At 44.2% G+C, this 19,753-nt stretch carries 22 protein-coding genes and 1 pseudogene; 15 read left to right on the top strand and 8 right to left on the bottom strand.

The window, feature by feature from the left end:
• Window positions 1-40: 40 nt before the first annotated feature.
• Window positions 41-2,203, bottom strand: a complete 2,163-nt coding sequence (locus tag F9802_RS09415) for an MMPL family transporter (RefSeq protein WP_152151252.1) — start codon at window positions 2,201-2,203, stop codon at window positions 41-43.
• Between the two features lie 187 nt (window positions 2,204-2,390).
• Here F9802_RS09415 and F9802_RS09410 point away from each other — a divergent pair, with 187 nt between their 5' ends.
• The 8 genes from F9802_RS09410 (at window position 2,391) to F9802_RS09375 (ending at window position 8,194) form a co-directional block, all read left to right on the top strand.
• A complete protein-coding gene (locus tag F9802_RS09410) occupies window positions 2,391-2,906 on the top strand; it encodes a DUF3231 family protein (RefSeq protein ID WP_152151250.1) in 516 nt (171 codons plus the stop codon).
• Between the two features lie 329 nt (window positions 2,907-3,235).
• The gene (locus tag F9802_RS09405) at window positions 3,236-3,676 is read left to right on the top strand and encodes a MarR family winged helix-turn-helix transcriptional regulator (RefSeq protein WP_152151248.1); all 441 of its coding nucleotides are present in this window, start codon (window positions 3,236-3,238) and stop codon (window positions 3,674-3,676) included.
• Between the two features lie 175 nt (window positions 3,677-3,851).
• Window positions 3,852-4,802, top strand: a complete 951-nt coding sequence (locus F9802_RS09400) for an ABC transporter permease (protein WP_152151246.1) — start codon at window positions 3,852-3,854, stop codon at window positions 4,800-4,802.
• Window positions 4,795-5,745: an iron chelate uptake ABC transporter family permease subunit gene (locus tag F9802_RS09395; RefSeq protein WP_152151244.1), complete on the top strand. Its 951-nt coding sequence runs from the start codon at window positions 4,795-4,797 to the stop codon at window positions 5,743-5,745. The genes F9802_RS09400 and F9802_RS09395 overlap by 8 nt, the downstream gene beginning before the upstream one ends.
• Window positions 5,739-6,497, top strand: coding sequence for an iron ABC transporter ATP-binding protein (locus F9802_RS09390; RefSeq protein ID WP_152151242.1), 759 nt, complete (start codon window positions 5,739-5,741; stop codon window positions 6,495-6,497). The genes F9802_RS09395 and F9802_RS09390 overlap by 7 nt, the downstream gene beginning before the upstream one ends.
• 24 nt (window positions 6,498-6,521) lie before the next feature.
• On the top strand, window positions 6,522-7,481 hold the full coding sequence (locus tag F9802_RS09385) for a siderophore ABC transporter substrate-binding protein (RefSeq protein WP_152151240.1): 960 nt from the start codon (window positions 6,522-6,524) through the stop codon (window positions 7,479-7,481).
• 258 nt (window positions 7,482-7,739) lie between these two features.
• Complete coding sequence (locus F9802_RS09380) at window positions 7,740-7,907, top strand: DUF1540 domain-containing protein (RefSeq protein WP_152151238.1); 168 nt, start codon at window positions 7,740-7,742, stop codon at window positions 7,905-7,907.
• Between the two features lie 125 nt (window positions 7,908-8,032).
• A complete protein-coding gene (locus F9802_RS09375) occupies window positions 8,033-8,194 on the top strand; it encodes a DUF1540 domain-containing protein (protein ID WP_152151236.1) in 162 nt (53 codons plus the stop codon).
• A 205-nt stretch (window positions 8,195-8,399) separates the two neighbouring features.
• Here the strand turns inward: F9802_RS09375 and F9802_RS09370 are convergent, their stop codons facing one another.
• From F9802_RS09370 to F9802_RS09360, 3 genes are all read right to left on the bottom strand, one after another.
• On the bottom strand, window positions 8,400-9,827 hold the full coding sequence (locus tag F9802_RS09370; RefSeq protein WP_152151382.1) for a HAMP domain-containing sensor histidine kinase: 1,428 nt from the start codon (window positions 9,825-9,827) through the stop codon (window positions 8,400-8,402).
• The gene (locus tag F9802_RS09365; RefSeq protein ID WP_152151234.1) at window positions 9,814-10,506 is read right to left on the bottom strand and encodes a response regulator transcription factor; all 693 of its coding nucleotides are present in this window, start codon (window positions 10,504-10,506) and stop codon (window positions 9,814-9,816) included. Before F9802_RS09365 ends, F9802_RS09370 begins: the two co-directional genes overlap by 14 nt.
• Window positions 10,507-10,697: 191 nt before the next feature.
• Window positions 10,698-11,054 carry a hypothetical protein gene (locus F9802_RS09360; RefSeq protein WP_152151233.1) on the bottom strand — a complete coding sequence of 119 codons (357 nt, stop codon included), beginning with the start codon at window positions 11,052-11,054 and terminating at the stop codon, window positions 10,698-10,700.
• A 262-nt stretch (window positions 11,055-11,316) separates the two neighbouring features.
• Between F9802_RS09360 and F9802_RS09355 the strand changes: the two genes are divergently transcribed.
• Window positions 11,317-12,375 (top strand): S-layer homology domain-containing protein, encoded by a 1,059-nt coding sequence (locus F9802_RS09355; RefSeq protein ID WP_152151231.1) that lies wholly within the window; start codon window positions 11,317-11,319, stop codon window positions 12,373-12,375.
• A gap of 21 nt (window positions 12,376-12,396) precedes the next feature.
• On the opposite strand, the gene F9802_RS09350 is transcribed toward F9802_RS09355, so the two are convergent.
• Window positions 12,397-12,756 (bottom strand): hypothetical protein, encoded by a 360-nt coding sequence (locus F9802_RS09350; RefSeq protein WP_152151229.1) that lies wholly within the window; start codon window positions 12,754-12,756, stop codon window positions 12,397-12,399.
• Here F9802_RS09350 and F9802_RS19620 point away from each other — a divergent pair, their 5' ends adjacent.
• From F9802_RS19620 to F9802_RS09335, 4 genes are all read left to right on the top strand, one after another.
• Complete coding sequence (locus F9802_RS19620; RefSeq protein WP_191991836.1) at window positions 12,757-12,906, top strand: hypothetical protein; 150 nt, start codon at window positions 12,757-12,759, stop codon at window positions 12,904-12,906.
• A 106-nt stretch (window positions 12,907-13,012) separates the two neighbouring features.
• On the top strand, window positions 13,013-13,990 hold the full coding sequence (locus F9802_RS09345; RefSeq protein WP_152151227.1) for a S66 family peptidase: 978 nt from the start codon (window positions 13,013-13,015) through the stop codon (window positions 13,988-13,990).
• 359 nt (window positions 13,991-14,349) lie between these two features.
• Complete coding sequence (nagB, locus tag F9802_RS09340) at window positions 14,350-15,084, top strand: glucosamine-6-phosphate deaminase (RefSeq protein ID WP_152151225.1); 735 nt, start codon at window positions 14,350-14,352, stop codon at window positions 15,082-15,084.
• A gap of 215 nt (window positions 15,085-15,299) precedes the next feature.
• Entirely contained in the window at window positions 15,300-16,769 is a 1,470-nt protein-coding gene (locus F9802_RS09335) for a transposase (protein ID WP_152151223.1), read from the top strand.
• Between the two features lie 189 nt (window positions 16,770-16,958).
• On the opposite strand, the gene F9802_RS09330 is transcribed toward F9802_RS09335, so the two are convergent.
• Window positions 16,959-17,558: a nitroreductase family protein gene (locus tag F9802_RS09330; protein ID WP_152151220.1), complete on the bottom strand. Its 600-nt coding sequence runs from the start codon at window positions 17,556-17,558 to the stop codon at window positions 16,959-16,961.
• A gap of 231 nt (window positions 17,559-17,789) precedes the next feature.
• Between F9802_RS09330 and F9802_RS09325 the strand changes: the two genes are divergently transcribed.
• Complete coding sequence (locus F9802_RS09325) at window positions 17,790-18,119, top strand: winged helix-turn-helix transcriptional regulator (RefSeq protein WP_152151214.1); 330 nt, start codon at window positions 17,790-17,792, stop codon at window positions 18,117-18,119.
• A complete protein-coding gene (locus tag F9802_RS09320) occupies window positions 18,113-18,301 on the top strand; it encodes a hypothetical protein (protein WP_152151212.1) in 189 nt (62 codons plus the stop codon). Before F9802_RS09325 ends, F9802_RS09320 begins: the two co-directional genes overlap by 7 nt.
• Window positions 18,302-18,330: 29 nt before the next feature.
• Here the strand turns inward: F9802_RS09320 and F9802_RS20240 are convergent, their stop codons facing one another.
• Together F9802_RS20240 and F9802_RS20235 are read right to left on the bottom strand one after the other, a co-directional pair.
• On the bottom strand, window positions 18,331-18,888 hold the full coding sequence (locus tag F9802_RS20240; RefSeq protein WP_404799160.1) for a methyl-accepting chemotaxis protein: 558 nt from the start codon (window positions 18,886-18,888) through the stop codon (window positions 18,331-18,333).
• Window positions 18,889-19,104: 216 nt separating this feature from the next.
• A pseudogene (locus F9802_RS20235) lies at window positions 19,105-19,647 on the bottom strand (protoglobin family protein); the annotation flags it as partial.
• Window positions 19,648-19,753 lie beyond the last annotated feature (106 nt).

Below are 19,753 nucleotides of genomic sequence, written 5' to 3'. Positions count from 1 at the left end.
AGTGGATAACTGACTGTCGGGCTGCCCCTATTCTGTCTATTTACAATGATTTCATTGGTTGTTTAGCTGTTTTGTTTTTTGAACGAAATGGATACCACCAGTTCCAGTCGCCGAGAAGCTTCATTAAACTTGGCACGAGAAGGAGGCGGATGATGGTGGCGTCGATGGCAATGGCGAGCGCAATGCCAATGCCGATTTGCTTCACTGGCACAACGCCTGTAAAAGCGAACGCGCCGGTGATCACGATCATAATCAAAGCAGCCGACGTAATGACTTTGCTCGTACTGGCAAGTCCTTCTACTGTTGACTTCGTGTTGTCACCTGTTTCCAGGTAAAATTCCCGGATGCGTGAAATCAAGAACACTTCATAATCCATACTTAAGCCGAATACAAGGCTGAAGACGAGGACAGGCAAGATTAAGGAGATATCCATTTCATGCAAGCCGAAGTGGCCTCCCTGGAACAGCCAGACAAGTATGCCAAATGTAGAAGTCAAGCCAATCACATTCATTAAAATCGCTTTTAACGGGATGATAATGGAGCGGAAAGCAAACATAAGAATAATGAATGTCGACAATAAAATAATGGCGAGTACGAGGCCAATTTTGTTAAAAATTTCATCATAAATTTCCTGATTAAATTTTGGCTGCCCGCCGAATTGAATGCTGACAGGCCAGCTTTTCCCGCTCCAGTCGCGCGCAAGCTTCTGGGCGGCATCTGAGTTTGCCTCTGCGCCCAGGTGAATTGGGATCATCAGCAAGTTTCCTTGAACAAACGGTTCGATGGCTGGTTTTAGCTGTTCACTGACAGCTGGCTGTTGAAGGGAAACCGCCAGTTGTTTCGGGTCATTTATGTTGCTTGCAGAAAAGATGGTGTTCACTTCACTCACTTCTTTTTCCGAGCGGAATGAATCTTCCAATTCTTTCATTTGTTCGAGACCCGCTTCATCGAGCCAGCCGCCTTTACGTTCAGCTATGGCATAAATCGTACTTTTGTTTTCTCCCATAAACTCCTGTTCAATCTTTTCATAAGCTGTGCGTGATTCAAAACTTTTCGGCAAAGCGTCGACTGTCGGAATCGACAACTTCATATGCTGCACAGGGATAACGCCCGCGATCAAAATGGCCATTGCGGCGATCGTAATTAAGATAGGCCGCTTCATGACGGCAGAAGCGAATGTCCGCCAGCGGGCACTGCTGTCTTTGTCTGTACGAAAAATGCGCCACTTATGAATCCGGTCGCCAAGCACGTATAAAAGAGCCGGCAGCAGTGTGAGTGATCCGAGCACTGCGATAGCAATGACGACCATGCCGCCGATCGCCACGTTTTTAAAAATGTCGATATCAATGATCAGCATCGACCCGAGACCGATAAACACACAAACGGCTGAAAATAAAATCGAGTGGCCAGCCGTATTGATCGTTGTAATGAGGGCATCTGCTTTCGGCTGCTTTTGAAGCTCTTCTTTATACCGGTTAATAAACAGCAGTGAAAAGTCGATGGAAAGCGCGAGACCAACCATCGGTGCGATGTTTAAAATGAAAATAGCGAGATCCACATTTTTGCCGATAAATGTCAGCAGTCCGAATCCGATCACGATTGTAATCCCGCCGACTACGAGCGGAAGCACGGAGGCAGCAATCGTACCGAAAGCGAACAAGAGAACAAGCATCGCCACAGGCAGCCCGATGAGTTCAGCTTTTTTTAAATCATCCTGGCTCGCTTTATTAATATCTTCTGAAATGACCGGCGCCCCGGTTAACGTCACGCCTTCTTTACCATTTATTTGCTCTTTGATGTCTTTAATAATATTCGGCATGTCTTCTGTTTTTTTATTCACGTGCACCATAGCGTAAGCGGCATCGTCCTTTAGTAAAGAAGGGGCGTTCAGTGGCGATTCAATGGCTGAGGAAATGTTCAGCCTGTCTATGTCAGTCAACGCGCCGGCAATTTTTTCTGTAAAATGCTGTGTTGACTCGCTTCCTTCTTTTTCGAATAGGATCATGATGGTTGATTCAGGGAAGTCAAATGTGTCAGTCAATTCTTTCTGGACTTGTTCAAAGTCTCCATCTGTCCGGAATCCGTCGCCTTCAAGCATAGAAGGAAGCTGAATCGCAAAATAACCCATGACAACAACAGCAATGAGCCACAGGGCGAGAATCATTTTATGGAAACGGACGATGAAGGAAGGGATTTTCTTCATGGTGAACGTCCTCCTTTGTCTTTTTTTAACATCTACAATCATACGCCATCTCGTCCTTTTTTGGAAATAAAAAATCGGGTACTTTCAGCCTTTTAGCAGAAAGAATACACATAAAGCAGCCAGTTCAGGCAAAGCTATATTTGTGTGTATGCGGCACACAAAATCGATCGTCAAATGGGGGTTTATAATGGGAATTTTAAGCGGAAATCCTAAAAGTGAACCGATGCATTATGGAGAAGTATTTGGGGTTTGGTCGGCTGCTCTTGCAGCAAATGGTATGGTTGCCTGTTATCAGACGATGCTAAATCATGCAGGTGATGCCCAACTGCGCAAGCTCGTAGAAGAAGCAATCGGACAAGCGCAAACGGAAGTGAAGCAGCTTGAAGAATTGTTGAAAGAAAATGGAATTGGTCTGCCGCCTGCACCGCCAGAACGTCCGCAGGCTGATGTGAATAGCATTCCTGCAGGTGCGCGCTTTCAAGATCCGGAAATCTCAGCAGCCATTTCACGTGATATTGCAGCCGGTCTTACTGCTTGCAGTGCAATGGTCGGTCAATGTATCCGCGAAGACATTGCTGCTATGTTTTTGCAATTCCATAACCAGAAATCAGCCCTCGGAGGCCGCTTCCTGCAATTGAATAAAGAAAAAGGCTGGCTCGTGCCGCCGCCGCTTCATCATGGTGAGCCTATGCCGGTAGGATAAATTATCCCATAAGTGTCAGGCACCTCTATCCAAGGGAGGGAGGCGCCTGACACTTTATTTTTAGTGCAGGTAAATGGGAATGTTTTTCTAAATTTCGATTGACAATGATAAGCGTTATCAACTATAATTGTAATTGAGAATGAATATCAATATAAATGAGGAAGGGGACGAGTGATATTTATTAAAGCATTTGTCAGAGGGTGACTTAAGCGTTCACAAATTGACCATTTTTTTCTGAAAATAGCTCTTATCCTTTTAAGGAATCCTTGCATAAACAAGTATATTTTTGTAAAATGTGAGACGACAAGCTGTCAAAGGAGTAAATTCGGATGAAGAAAAAAGCATATCGGCTGGAAGATTCGCTAGGCTATAAATTGTTCCAGGCATCACGCTTAATGACAAACACGCTTAACCGTCATTTTAAAAAGCATAATTTTTTATTGACCCATGAACAATGGCAAATTTTAAGCCGTCTGTATGAAAAAGATGGGCAAACACAAAATGAACTGGCCCGGCTAAATGAGAAAGACGAGCCAAGTGTATCCCGTTTGATTGATAATATGATTAAACGAGGCTTGATTGATCGCAAAGCCCATCCACAAGACAAACGCATCAATTTAATTTACTTAACCGAATATAGCAAAAGAATGGAAAAGGATTATACAGCATTGGCTGCACAAACCATCCAAGAAGCTGCTTTCGGAGTGGATGAAAAAGAATTAGCGATTTGTTTAAAAGTGCTGGATAAGGTCAGAGTCAATTTAAAATAATTTTTAAATTGACTGAGATGTGAGTGAATTTTAATTAACTACATACTTGTCTAAACAAGTTTCTTCAGCGAGTGAAGATTATTTTTTCATCTGTTATTGATAATGAATTTCATTGTCGGCTTTCTTCTATTTGACACTTAAATTTCTGTTGCGGCAGTAAAGTAAGGAAATGGCTATGAAAAAAAGATATTTAATTGTTGCGCTTATCGTTCTATCTATACTTTCCTTATTCATCGGAGTGACCCACATTTCTCCGCTGGATTTGTTTAACCTGACAGATGACCAGACACAAATTGTTTGGAAAAGCCGGATTCCGCGCCTTGTCAGCATCATTATTGCCGGAGTCAGCTTAAGTATCAGCGGCTTGATTATGCAGCAGCTGAGCAGAAACAAATTCGTCTCGCCAACAACAGCGGGAACATTGGATTCCGCCAGGCTGGGGATATTAGTTTCACTCATTTTATTTACAGCCGCAAGCCCGATTGAAAAAATGATCGTTGCCTTTATTTTTTCACTGGCAGGCACGTTTTTATTCATGAAAATCCTGGATAAAATCAAATTCAAAGACACGATCTTCATTCCGCTCGTCGGTTTGATGTTCGGGAATATTTTGACGTCCATTTCAACTTTTTTCGCTTATAAGTATGATTTGATTCAAAATATGGCCGCCTGGCTGCAAGGAGATTTTTCGATGGTCATCTCCGGGCGGTATGAGCTGCTTTATATTAGTCTCCCGCTTCTCGTTATCGCCTACATATACGCAGAGCGCTTCACACTCGCCGGCATGGGTGAAGATTTCGCCATGAACCTTGGCTTGAGTTATAAGCGGGTCGTCAACATCGGCCTTGTGATCGTGGCGCTGTCTGCCACACTTGTCGTGTTAACGGTCGGCATGATCCCATTTTTAGGATTGATCATTCCGAATATCGTCTCGATTTACCAGGGAGACCATTTAAAGAAAAGCTTGTCCCATACGGCGCTGCTTGGAGCCGTTTTCGTTCTGTTTTGTGATATTATCGGCCGGATCATTATTTATCCGTATGAAATTCCGATTGGATTGACGGTCGGCGTCATAGGAAGCGGCATTTTTATTTACATGCTGATGAGGAGAAGAGCTTATGAGTGATAAAAAGAAGTTACTAATCCTTTCGGCTGTTGCTGTCCTGTTGATTGTTGCCTTTATGTTCACTGGTCTCGGAAACAATTGGGATTATGCTTTGCCGAAACGGGGCTTGAAAATTTTTGCCATCGTCCTGACCGGAGCGGCCATTGCGTTTTCCACGCTGATTTTCCAGACGATTACGAACAACCGCATTTTAACACCAAGTATTTTAGGGCTCGATTCGCTTTATATGCTGATCCAGACGATTTTAATTTTCGCGTTCGGTTCCACTGATTTAACGTGGATGAACAAACAATTGAACTTCGTTATTTCAGTTGTGCTGATGGTGTTTTTTGCTGGAATCCTTTATAAGATTTTGTTCAAGCGGGAAGGAGAAAACATTTATTTCCTGCTGCTGATCGGGTTAATATTCGGCACATTTTTTCAAAGCTTTACGTCTTTTATGCAAGTACTCATTGACCCGAATGAGTTCCAGATTATTCAGGACAGAATGTTCGCAAGCTTTAATAACGTCCAGACAGATGTCCTTATTCTCGCTGTGATCGTCCTGGTGCTCGTGACGCTTTACTTTATCCGCTTTATGAAATATCTTGATGTATTGTCACTTGGCAAAGAACACGCCGTCAACCTTGGAGTCGATTATGATTACACCGTTAAGCGGCTGTTGATTGTTGTCGCGATCTTGATTTCCGTTGCGACAGCGCTTGTCGGTCCGATTACGTTTCTCGGTCTGCTCGTCGTCAATGTTGCTTATGAAATGTTCCGCACGTACAAGCATTCATATTTGCTTGCAGGGTCCATTTTAATCAGCATTGTTGCTCTTGTCGGCGGACAGTTGATTGTGGAAAGAGTGTTCACATTCAGTACGACATTAAGCGTCATCATTAACTTTGTCGGCGGAGTGTACTTTATTTATTTACTGCTAAAGGAGAATAAAAAATGGTAGAAGTAAAAGGTGTATCCAAACGGTATGGCAGCAAAGCGGTCATTGACCAAGTCTCAGTCTCAATTCCAAAAGGAAAAATCACTTCTTTTATCGGTCCGAATGGAGCAGGAAAAAGTACGCTTCTGTCGATGATCAGCCGCTTAATTACGAAGGATGACGGCGACATTTACATTGACGGCGAAGACGTGCATCAAGCAAAAAGCAAAGAACTAGCGAAAAAAGTAGCTATTTTAAAACAAACGAACCATTTAAATCTTCGGCTGACGATTCGCGAACTCGTGTCATTCGGCCGTTTCCCTTACTCGCAAGGAAAATTGACAAGGGAAGACTGGAAGCATGTCGATGAAGCGATTCGCTACATGGAACTGGAAGACATGCAAGATAAATACATCGACCAGTTGAGCGGCGGTCAGCGTCAGCGGGCGTTTATCGCCATGGTCATTGCCCAGGATACAGAGTATGTCCTGCTGGACGAGCCGCTCAATAACCTTGATATGAAGCATTCCGTCCAAATTATGAAAGTGTTAAGACGGCTGACGAATGAGCTTGGCAAAACGGTCGTCATCGTCATTCATGACATTAACTTTGCGTCCTGTTATTCCGACTACATCGTCGCTTTAAAAGACGGCAAAGTCGCCAAAGAGGGCACAGTTGATGAAATGATGGACCGCCATGTGTTGAAAGACATTTACGAAATTGATATGAAAATTGAAACAGTCAATAACGAAAAAATTTGTGTGTATTTTAAGTAAAAAGGCAGAGGTGGAGAATTGATCATGTGGAAAAAACTATCTTTATTCATGATAACGGCATTATTTGTCATCGTAGCGGCCGCTTGCGGTTCAAGCGCTGAAAAAGAAGAGAAGGCAGGCAGTGAACCGAAAAAAGAAACAGAAGAAATAACCGTCAAGCACGAACTCGATGAAACGAAGGTGAAGAAAAACCCGGAAAAGGTCGTTGTCTTTGACTTTGGTACACTGGACACGCTTGATAAACTCGGAGTAGAAGTAACTGGACTTCCGCAGCAAAACATTCCTGCATACTTGTCCAAATACGAAGACGAAAAGTATGAAAACGTAGGAAGCTTGAAAGAGCCAGACTTTGAAAAAATTAACGAATTAGCACCAGACTTAATCATTATTTCCGCGCGTCAAGCTGAAATGTATGACCAATTTGCTGAAATCGCACCAACTGTTTACTTAGGTGTGGACCCGGCAGACTACATGAACTCATTTAAAAACAACGCAACGACTCTAGGTGAAATTTTTGGCAAAGAAGATGAAGTGAAAGCAGAATTGGCAAAAGTAGAAGAAGACATTAACAAACTGAAAGAACAAGCATCAAAAGAAAACAAAAAAGCGTTAGTCGTACTGGCTAACGACGGCAAAGTAAGCGCGTACGGACCTGGTTCCCGCTTCGGTGTGATCCATGATGTATTCGGCGTCGTACCGGCTGATAAGGACATTGAAGTATCTACTCACGGACAAAGCATTTCCTTTGAATACATCGTTGAAAAAGATCCTGATTACTTATTCGTCATTGACCGCGGCGCTGTTGTAGCAGAAGGCGGCGGATCATCTGCTAAACAAGTCATCGAAAATGATTTAGTGAAAAACACGAAAGCTTATAAAAACGACAATATCGTTTATCTTGACCCGGGCTACTGGTACTTATCAGGCGGCGGATTGGAATCCGTTTCTGGGATGGTAAAAGAAGTACAAGAAGGATTGAAGTAATTTATTTAACCCTCGGTGGAAGTAACATTCTGCCGAGGGTTATTTTTTTTCAGTTGTTTAAAAAAAGACAAAAGTGGAATAACATACTATCTTTTCAATTGCCGGCACTTTTTAGCCGGTAATGATTATTTCATTAAAAAGTTGGAATATGAGGAAATGCCGGTCATATACGGAGAAGTGCCGATGCTGGCACCTGCTCCTCCGTATATGTACTGTACACCGCCGCATGATCCGAAATAAATCAAGGAGGTAATCAATTTGAAAAAAGACGTCCTAAATGGTGTGTTGTGTGAAGTAAACAATTGCGTCTATTGGGAAAAAGGCAACAGATGCTCAGCTGACGAAATTCTTGTCGTGAGCCATAAAGGAAAAAAAGCATTTAACGTGGAAGAAACGGATTGCCAGACGTTTGAGCTGGAAGGTTAAAAGTGAATGTAAGTAAAAAGACTTGCTGTTGCGGCAAGTCTTTTTTTAGTGTCATACCACCCAAAATAAGCCGGGTATTGGGACGTCATTTTTGTAAAATATAAAAAGTGAGGGGGGTGGCGACATTGGCTAAAGACGTATTATGCGAAGTAAACAACTGCGCATATTGGGCACGAGGCAATAAATGTTCAGCTGAAAGTATTTATGTAGTAAGTCATAAAGGGCAAACAGCCTCTAATACACAAGAGACGGACTGCAAGACGTTCGAACCGGAAGGCCTTAGCTAAATCCAAAGGGCACCCGTGCAGGGAAATAATAGTTCGCTTAAAAAGACGATCGCACAGTGTTGTCAGCGATCGTCTTTTTCACTATTTTTTATCCAAGTTAGGCACTTCATTATCTGATTTTGCTTTTTATTATCCAAATAGGATGTTTTGTTATCCGAATTCTCTACTTTATTATCTAAAGTCAATGTATCGAACTTTTTCGCTGTTACTGTCCAGAAAGCGGCAGCTGGATTAAAAAGATAGTGCCAGAAGGAGAGCTTTCTTTTAATGTGAGATCTCCTTTTAATGCGTGTGCGAGCAGTTTGCTGTAAGGAAGTCCAAGGCCGAGACCGCGTACTTTATACTTTTTCTCATCGCCGCGGTAAAAACGTTCAAAGATAAGTGTTTGTTCAGCAGGCGGGATGCCGCTGCCATTATCTTTCACTTCAATCGCCAGCATGCCACTTGATTGTTCTGACAGTACCACGTCAATTTCTCCTCGTGAATCGACAGCATGGCGGGCATTGTTCAGCAAGTTCACGATGATTTGCTGCAGCCGCACCGGGTCGGTTGAAATCGAGCGGTTCCGTTCTAGAAGGGAAAGCGAAATAGTGATCTCTTCTGTCTCCTGCCCCAATTGCCATTGATGGATGATTTCACTAATTAACTCATTGACGAGATGGTTTTCAGCTGATACAGGCAAAGCATTAGCCGAAAATGAATTAAATTCAAGCAAGTCATTCACCATTTTTTGCATCTTGGCCGTTTCTTTTAACGAAATATCAATAAAGTCTTTTGCTTCGTCGCCGGTTACCACTTCGTCTTTTACTGCCTGCAAAAGCCCGCTGATCGACGTGACCGGCGTTTTCAATTCATGGGTAACGCCAGCCAGCAGCTCAGCCCGCAATGATTCAAGCTGCTGCAGCTTTTGCGCCATTTCCTTAAATGAATGAACAAGGTCGTACACTTCCTGTTCTTTTATATGTTCCGGCAGGCGGATGTGATAATTACCTTCCTGAACTTGCTTGGCTGCTTCTGCTACTTGGCTGATTGGTGTAGAGAGACGGCGGGACAATAAATAAATGGCTGCCCAGCCAAATAAACCGAGACTGACGATGAGTATGGTCAACAGGCGATATTCTTCTGTTACATTTTCTAGTTCATTTTCAGGCTGAAGCATCACGACCCAGCCAAACGTGATGTGATCCACTTGGATTGGCTTTTTGATCATCCACATACGCGATTCAGTAGCATCTTTCGGCGACAGCTTTAACACATCTGTCTTTCGTTGCAAAAGCGAACGGGCAAATGAACTTCTTTCCGTTAAATCAGCTGGCTGGTTTGCGGAAAGAATGCGCCCGCTTCCATCCGTAATATAAATCGCCGGCGGTTGTTCAGTCTTTAAAAAAAGCTCGCGGTTTTTCAGCATATTTTCATCAATTGACGGAGAGAGGTTCGTTTCTTCCTGGCTGCCGGCAATCCGGTTGGCTAGTTCTTCTGCAATGAACTCGGATACTTCAAGGCGGTTCTTGAGCATGGTGTGCTGCAGCCAAATGACAGACAGCCCGGCAGCAATTAAGAGGCCGAGGCAGAGGGTGGCGACATAGCGTGTCGTCCAGTAGCGCAGCAAAGAAATTCTTCTAGTTGTTTTCATAGACACAAAATTGATACCCCAATCCTCTTAATGTCTTAATTTCCCCTTCAGTTTCCGGCCAGTTTTTCAACGACTTCCGGAGACGCTTGATCGACAAATCGACGGCGCGGTCGCTGCCGTCATAATCATGTCCCCAGACGTGTTCAATTAGCTGCTCACGCGTAAAGGTTCGATTTGGCTGAGAAGAAAGAAACAGCAACACCGCTAAGTCGCGCGGTGTTAAATTGATTTCCACTCCTTTTAAAGTCACTCGGTGAGCTTTGCAGTCGATCGTTAAGCTGCCGTAATGTTTGACAGAGGAGGAAGAGGGGACTTCCCCTGAACGTCTGAGAACAGCCTTAACACGTGCAACGACTTCTTCGCCGTTAAATGGCTTCGTAATATAATCATCTGCACCATTATTCAACCCCTCCAGCCGGTAGTTGACATCCCCAAGAGCCGTCAGCATGATGACCGGACACGAACTCGTTTGGCGGATTTCCTTTAAAACTGTCCAGCCGTCTGCCTTTGGCATCATCACATCAAGCAGCACAAGGTCAGGCAGCTCGGAATGGAATAAATCAAGCGCCTGCTGGCCGTCAAAGGCTTGGACGACCTCGAAGCCGGCTTTCACTAAATACGCTTTTAACACTTGGCTGATCGCCAGTTCATCTTCTGCGAGCAGAACGGCAGCTGTCACTCTTTTCACCTCATTTTTTTAGCGCCTGCCCCCTCGAGGTCACAAGCCAATCCGCCCAAAAGATTAAAGAACAATCTTTCAGCCGGCTCGTCTTGTGCTTGTCGGGGGTGAGCAAGGCGCTTTCGCTTTTCTTAAGTATAAGCAAATGCAAATAAGCTGCCAAATGGACAGCTTAAAGAAAAAGGAGTCGATTAACGCTTCGCATGTAATTGCGCTGCACGTATTTCTCTTTTAATTGTTTGGACATCTTTGTTGAACGTGCTGATGCCAAACGATGCAGCCTGGTGCTTCAATTTCGCTTCACGCACTTCTTTTGCCATCGTCTCAACATCTTTGCCATCTGAATCAATGCCGAAAACCTCAGCCTGCTCGCGAATGACATCAGAAAAATCTCTAATTCGTTTCATTTGCTGTCCTTCCCGGTATTTATAAGACGCCATCTCGGCTTTTGTCGTGGTTGGACCCGCCGCTGTCATCGAAGGGGATGACCCTAAAATACTTAACGAAAGAGCACTGCTCATCACATACGACATCGTTTTTTTCTTCATCTATTTATTCCTCCTATGTACGGAACAACTTAAATATTTAACTGATATCCCTACTGTAAATCACTAATGTGTCAGTAAAACGTCAAATAAAAAATTCATTTGATCAATTATATGTTTATTTTTTTTCTGTAAGAGAAAAGTAATTTTATAGAAAGTTTTTCTTATATACGTAATAGGTCAATCAGGCGATGAGGCTCATTCAGAGAACTGGTATAATTGTGCAGGTCAGAAGTAATAACTTATTTAGAAAAGGTGGAAAGCTATGAAACTTTCAAAAAAAATGAGTTCGGCAGCGGCTGCATTAATTCTTTCAGGAAGTATCTGGGCATCTCCTGCGGATGCAGCGGGTACTTTCCGTGACATTTCCAGTGAGTATTGGGCATATCCACAAATTGCAAAAATGGCCGACCGGGGAATTATTACCGGATTTGAAGATGGGACATTTAGAGCAGGAGCAACTGTTACGCGGGCACAGAGCGCTATTTTTATTGGGCGCGCTTTAAACGTGAATACAAATCAGGCGAAAGCCCCAGCCTTCCAGGATATTTCACCGCTTGGAACAGCTGCCTATCCGTATATTGCTGCGTTAACGGAACGAGGCGTGTTTTCAAAAGCGGATCATTTTCATCCAAATCGTACGCTGACGAGAGCGGAACTGGCAAAAATCATGGTAACGGCGTTCAGCTTGCCGGAAGCAAAAGGGCCGGATTTTACAGATGTACCTGACAGCCACTGGGCAGCAAAATATATAGATGCGCTCGCAGCAGCGGGTATCACAAGCGGTACGTCACCCACGACATTTTCACCGGATGGACAAGTAACGAGAGGGCAGCTCGCTGTTTTTATTAACAATGCTCTTAATGACAAGCAGCCGAACGATCAGGTTGAAGAAGTGACAGCTCTGAAGCAAACGAAAGAGCCGGCAGCGGACACTCACTTTGAGATGGAGAAGCAAATTTTAAACCTCGTTAACCAGGAACGGGCGAAAACAGGGGCCGCTCCACTGAAGTTTGCCGCTGACGTTGAAAAAGTCGCGCAGTTAAAATCAGAAGACATGATGAAAAATAATTATTTCGACCATAACTCGCCAACATACGGCAGCCCATTTAAAATGATGGATCAATTTGGCGTCGCTTACACATTTGCCGGTGAAAATATCGCCGCCGGCTACAGCACAGCAGAAGCCGTCATGAAAGGCTGGATGAACAGCCCCGGCCACCGCGCCAACATCTTAAATCCGAACTACACAGAAATCGGCATCGGTATCGCTAAAGGCGGCGAATACGGCACGTACTACACACAAATGTTTGTGAAACGATAAGCGAAAAGCTAAGTATTGTTCTTAACATAAGGTAAGCATGAACAAATCCGCTAAAATGATGAACAACGTCGTGGAATCGTGAAGAACGCGTTTAACGCGTTTAAAATGATGAACAACGCCGCAGAGTCGTGAAGAACCGCGCGGAATCGTGAACAACACGCTTGAAATAATGAACAACCGCGCGGAGCCGTGAACAAAGCGTTTGAAATGATGAACAACAGCAACAAAGCCGATGTCTGCGGAAGCCGCTTGTCCAATAACAGGAACAAATGTGACAGAAAAGGAAGAAGTCTGCCTTTTTTCTTGGAAGTTTAATAATTTTGTAGTATGATAAATCTGCTTTAAAAAGAAAGCAATATATTTGATAACCGAGGTAACCAAATGAACGTGCAAGGACAAAAACAGTTATTGTTGCTCATGCAAGAAGCTTTTGAAGAAGCACACCGGGATGACAGTAAAGTTGAACAGGTTATGCACATAATTAAAGAGAGAATGCAGGAAATGTACAAAGAAAACGTACATAGCAGGTAACAGGCGGCCATTGTGCCGTCTTTTTTATTTTTTTTCAACATTGACTCTTCTCGTGTAGTATGCTAAAAGAAAAAAATCACAGTATAAATGATGAGGAGGAAAAATAATGCAGCCACCACGTTTACAGCCAGGGGACGAAATCCGTGTGATTGCCCCATCAATGAGTATGGCGATTGTCAAAGGAGAGCAAGTGGAGATTGCGAGGGAGCGCTTGGAAGGATTTGGATTACGCGTGACGTTCGGACGCCACGTTCACGAGCATGACCTCGTGTTTTCCACGTCTATTGAAAATAGAATAGAAGATTTGCATGAAGCGTTTCGCGATCCAAATGTGAAAGCGATCTTCACGGCGATCGGCGGCTACAATGCGAACCAGCTCCTTGCCCATATTGATTATGAGTTAATTAAAAACAACCCGAAAATATTGATCGGCTACAGCGACATTACTGCGCTGCAGCTGGCGATTTATCAAAAAACGGGCTTGATTACGTATTCTGGTCCGCACTTTTCCACGTTCGGCATGAGAAAAATGGCCGATTACACTGTACAAGGCATGCTTGCCGCCTTAACGAATGATGCGCCGTTTGAACTCGAGCCGCCAGAGACGTGGAGTGACGATAAATGGTATTTGGATCAGGAAGACCGTACGTATTATCCGAACGCGGGTCCGGTCGTTGTGACAGAAGGGAAAGCGAAAGGCCGGCTTATCGGCGGCAATTTGTGCACGATGAATTTGCTGCAAGGGACGGAATTTATGCCTTCTTTAAAAGATGCGATGCTGTTTATCGAAGACGATAATGAAACACACTTGATGACATTTGACCGCAATTTACAGTCTGTTCTTCACTTGCCGGACGCAAAAGAGCTAAAAGCCATCCTGATCGGCCGTTTCCAGAAAGAGTCGGACATCACTGAATCTGCGCTCGTTTCCTTGTTGAAAAACAAGCCGGAGCTAGCCGGAATTCCAGTGATCGCCAACGTGAGCTTCGGACACACCGATCCGATTGCGACACTTCCAGTCGGCGGCCGGACAGAAGTTACTGCGGAAAATGGGAAAGTGGACATCATGATTTATGGATCTTAATGGACAGGGGGGTGTCTCAAAAGTCTATTTTGCGCAACTTTTATTTTAGCGTTGGGCAACGAGCATATTCCAGCTGCCCCCGCGCATAAACAGGGCTTGGGCGCGCAGAAAATCGTACAACTCGTGCATAGAGCCTGGTGATTGGTGCATAAGTCTGTTTGCTGTGCACAATTCAACGATTCCTGTGCGCAAAGCCAGAAAATCCGTGCATAAATGCCAATGACCTGTTTACATAAAATGAAAAATACTTGGCTTTAAAATGGCGTAATCTCCTAGAATGTGATAAAAATAAATAAAACGAAGGAAAGATCATTCGTTTGTTTTAGCATGGATACTGTGAATTAAAGGAGTATAAAATAATGAAACTTATAAAAGTAAAAGATTACAATGAATTAAGCGAAACAGCTGCCCGGCTTGTGCTGGAAAAAGTGAAAGCGAACCCTGACATCGTGCTTGGTCTGGCGACGGGAGGCACGCCGGAAGGCATGTATAAACGGTTAGTGGAAGACCACCGCTCAGCAGGTACAAGCTATAAAAATGTAACGACGTTTAACTTGGATGAATACGCCGGCCTGTCGCAAGCGGACCCGAACAGCTACTATGCGTATATGAGAGAACATTTATTTGATCATATCGATGTGCCAAAAGAAAACGTTCATTTGCCGGACGGGGAAAAAGAAGACTTGGACGCGGAATGCATCCAATACGAGCAGTTAATTAAGGAAGCAGGCAATGTGGACTTGCAAGTGCTTGGCATCGGCGGCAACGGTCATATCGGTTTTAATGAACCAGGAACACCTTTCGATTCGCATACACATGTCGTAACGCTAGATGAGTCGACGAGAGAAGCTAACGCTCGTTATTTTTCAAGTTTGGACGAAGTGCCGACTCAAGCGCTCACGATGGGCATTCAAACGATTATGCGCGCTAAAGAAATTGTGCTGCTCGCTTCCGGAAAATCGAAAGCGGAGGCAGTGGCGCAGCTGCTGAAAGAAGAAGCAAACGAAAACTTCCCGGCTTCGATTTTAACGACGCACCCGAATGTTACCGTGATTGTTGATGAAGAAGCGACGGCAAGCGTAAAAAGTGAATGAAAACTGACCGGCCAAATGTTGGCCGGTCGTTTTTGATTACAGAATTTTAGCCGATTCATCCGGTTCAAACGAGTCGGCCATCTCGTTCGTTCCTTTTTTAAAATGGTTGAATATTCTTTCTTTTTTATTCGGGGCATTATACAATCAGAACAAGAACATATGATCGTATTTTTATCAAATTTCTTTAAATGATCGTAAAAAAGGATGTGGAGGGTATGGCAGTTAAACGATCAACCCCAAGCTATGTATTAACTTTGCCGCTAAAGGTGGAACAGAATCAGCTCCACCATCTGGAGAAACGATTTGAAACGGCCCGCCGCCTATATAATGCCTGTTTGAGAGAAGCAGAAAAACGGCTTCGTGTCATGCGGGAGTCAAAAGCCTGCCAAAGAGCACGTAAGCTGCCAGCCTCTACACCAGCAGAACGAAAAGCCCGTGCGGCCGCCTTTCACTCATTAAATCAGCGGTTTAAGTTTGAAGAATATGCTCTTCACGATTTTGTGAAACCTATGCAGCGAACATTCAAGCATCTGATCGATTCGCAGGCAGCCCAAAAACTCGCTACCCGCGCGTTTGATGCGGTTCGAAAAGTACAGTTTGGAAAAGCGAAAAAAATATCCTTCAAACGTTTTGGCGAGATGCACTCGGTGGAAGGGAAGCAAAATACAGCCGGCATCCGCTATAAAGAAGGCATGGTACACTGGCTTGGCCTTTCTATGACGGTCAGGCTGAAAGAAGGGGATGCCTATGCGCATCTGGCGCTGAAGGACCGCGTAAAATACTGCCGTCTTCTCCGCCGGTGGATAAAGGGACAGATCCGATATTATGTGCAATTGGTATTAGAGGGCACACCACCGGTCAAATACAACCGAAATGGACAAAAAGGACGGCCGGGCAAAGGGAAAATCGGTATCGATATCGGCACGCAGACGATCGCCATTGTATCGAACGCCAAGGCTTCGCTGCTTGAATTGGCTCCGTCGGTGATCAATGTTCAAAAAGACATTCAGCTCGTTCAGCGGGCCATGGACAGAAGCAGAAGAGCGATGAATCCGGGGAAGTATAATAGCGACGGTACGATCAAGAAAACGAGGGAGAAATGGGTCTTCTCTAAAAGGTATCATCAGCTAAAAATACGCTACCGTGAACTCAGCCGTGTGAATGCCAGCCGGCGCAGACAGGATCACTGCCGGCTGGCCAATGAACTGATCGAGCAGGGCGACCAATTTTTTATTGAAACGATGTCTTTCAGGGCGCTTCAAAAACGGGCCAAAGAAACAGCAAAAAACAGCAGCGGACGCTTCAAGAGCAAGAAACGGTTTGGCCGCTCACTCGCCCGGAAGGCCCCCGCGCTGTTTGTGTCGATCCTTGAACTGAAATTGAAAGCTATCAGCCTGGAAGTGCAATATATTCACACTGCCAAAGTAAAGGCAAGCCAGTATAACCATGAAACCGGCCAATTGATCAAAAAGAAGCTTTCTGACCGCTGGAATGTGATAGAAGGAGAGCGTATTCAGCGTGACCTTTATTCTGCTTTTCTCATCAAGCATGTGACGGATACACTAGACCAAATCGATCGGCCAGCCTGTATAGCGGACTATTCATTATTTAAACAGCTGCACGACAGAGAAATCGAACGAATTCAAACAACTGCGTGTACACCCATTCCCAGCTTTGGTTTTTAAATGATTTTCCGGTTTCGAAACGAGCCGAAACAGCCGGTAAGCATCTCTGCGGTGTTTGGCTGTCGAAGTCTTGAGCAAACGCTTTGCAGTATCTATATGTTGTACCCTGCCTGCACCTTGGATGGACGGGAGAGTGCAGAAGAGGCAAGTTAGTCGCTCAAGAGCCCCGCTGCTTTAGCGGTGGGAGTTTCAGTTAAATACTTTGACGCGTTCATTAATTGGCTGGAATTCTTTGTCGCCAGCAGGAGCAACCGGTGTACCGAATGGCATTTGCGCTAAGAGCGTCCAGCTTTCGGGCACATTCCATTCGCTGCGCACTTTTTCATCAATCAGCGGATTGTAATGCTGAAGAGTGGCTCCGAAGCCTTCTTGCTCAAGTGCTGTCCAGACAACGAATTGCAGCATTCCGCCTGATTGTAAGGAGAATTCCGGGAATTTATCGCTGTATAATGGAAACTGCTCTTGAAGTCCTTTAATGACATTTTCATCTTCAAAGAAGAGAACGGTACCAGCTCCGGCTTTGAACATTTCCATTTTTTCTTCAGTCGGACCGAAGTTTTCAGCCGGCACGATTTCACGCAACGTTTCTTTCGTTAAATTCCACAATTTATCGTGCTGTTCGCCTAATAGCACAACCGCTCTTGAGGATTGTGAATTAAAAGCAGAGGGAGCATGGTTCACCGCGAACTCAACTACTTCTTGAATGCGCTCATCGGATACGGGTTTTTCTTTGCTGATCGCATAAATAGAACGTCTTTCTTTTACTGCGGAGTAAAAATCTTTTGTCATGATAGTTACCTGCTTTCTTATTCATATTTTGTCCACCGCTATAGGCAGTATGTGTTTCAATCAAGTCTGTTATCCGAATAAATATGGAGACTAGATTGATCTTTTTGTTACCTTTCGTAACCTAATATAAAATAATCGCAAACAAGTGTCAAGTAACTTTGTTTAAAAAAGTTGCGAGATTTCTTTTTTAGGAAAAAAGATATATAATAGGCAAATAAAGAGGTGAAGGCGATGAGTGAATTTCAGCTTTGCCCCAAATTTGAAAAGGGGATGCAGATGCTCGGAAAACGTTGGACAGGATTAATTATTAATCAGCTGTTATCAGGGCCGCAGCGGTTTTCCCAAATAAAAGCGGGTCTGCCGATCAGCGGCAAATTGTTGACGGAGCGGTTAAAGGAAATGGAAGAAGAAGGTCTGGCTACGCGGAAAGTATACGCGGAAATGCCTGTGCGTGTAGAATATGAACTGACAGAAAAGGGAAAGGCGCTTGAGCCGATTGTGAAGGAAATTGAGAAGTGGGCGCATGACTGGGTGGAAATAAAAGAGAAAGACGATTGCTGATTCAAGCGGGCATGACACAGAATCAGCAGCAACTTCTTCTAATGATGCAGAATGCATACCCGGAAGTGCAAAAACAGGCAACTGAATTAACTAATATAATTGAACTTCTTAAAGAAAAAATCAGATTCATCGCAGAGCTAAAACAAAGAAAAAGCCTATCCGGCGCACACGGTTTCTTTTGATAGAAACCGGTACCGCGGACAGGCTTTTTTTAGTGGTCGTAACGTAAATAGTCTTCTGTAGAATCGTTTAAGGAAACCGCGGAATTTGCTACTTCTTCGGATGCGTGTTCAATTTCGCTGACAATTTGAGTGAGTTGCTGCATTTGGTCTTCAATGCGGTGATTTTGTTTTTTCGTGTCCGCAATTAGTTTAAGCAGTTCATTGAAATCTTCATCCGTTTTATCCATGCTGTCAATGCCTTTGGAAACTAAGTCATTCACTTTATCAACAGAATGGCTCACTTGGCCGATTAAGGAATTCGTCTTCATAATATGATCGGAAACGCTGGATGTGGATGTTTTTGTCTGATCAGACAGTTTGCGGATTTCTTCCGCCACAACGGCGAAGCCTTTGCCGTATTCACCGGCCCGCGCCGCTTCAATGGAAGCGTTCAATGCCAGCAAGTTCGTCTGACCGGCGATGTTTCCCACGATCGTAATGACTTCTGTAATGCTTAATGCGATATGGTTTAATTCTGTTGAAAAAGTCTGAATATCTGCTACTGCTTTTTGAATATCACCGAGTTTACTCCCTTGATCTTTCAACATTTTTTGCCCCTGCAAAGAGTGGCTTGCCGATTCATCCGCAAGCGCCATACCGTCTTTGGCGAGCTCTAAAATTGAGTCAGACTGTAAGCTGAGCTCTTTCAAAGAAGCGCTCGTTTCCTCAGAAATGGCTGCAAGCTCTTGTGAAATGGAATGCACTTTTCCAGCCATCGCTTCTTTCTCTTGCTGAGCGACAGTACGGAGGCGTTCTTCTTCGTTTTCATATGCTTCAAGGACGAGCTGCTGCTCAAGATTTAACAGCCTGGATACAGCGGTAATCGATTCAATTTTTTCATCCGCCGTTTTGTCCTGTTCAGAAATAATTGTCGTAAGGGAATTGAACAGCTCCTGAAAAGCAGACATATACCACTTCGTTTTCAAGCCGATGCGCACATGCACATAAGCAATCCGGAGGCGCTTTTCGATAAATTCATCATTAATTTCCCCGTTGAATAATTCTTGAATATGACGTCTTAATGTTTTTTTCAGCCGTTCGACGCTGCTGTTTTCTTCAATAATCGCAAGTAAATTCGGCTGATTGATGATCGCATCATAAAACGCTGTAATAATTTCATTGATGTGCTGCTCCACCACAGGCTGCAGCAATTTGACGATCATTAGATCCCGCTCGGTCAAGCCGATCATGTCCAGCTGGTCAGCAAGATCGCTTCCCGGACGTACAGATAGCCGACCGGCAGCTGTAATGGCCGCAGCAGTTTCAACTTCAGCCGTTTTCTTTGATCTTGTTCTGAAAAATTTCATATCCCTACTCCTCCATCCTTGCCTCTTGCATAGACAAGGTCTCACGGCTCTTTTAAAAAAGCGCTGTTTCTTTTCATATCGGAAGTTTCCGGCGATTATTTATACA

Source organism: Bacillus aerolatus (assembly GCF_009183655.1).
Classification (GTDB): Bacteria; Bacillota; Bacilli; order Bacillales; family Domibacillaceae; genus Pseudobacillus; species Pseudobacillus aerolatus.
This window is presented reverse-complemented; position numbering and strand designations above follow the sequence as displayed.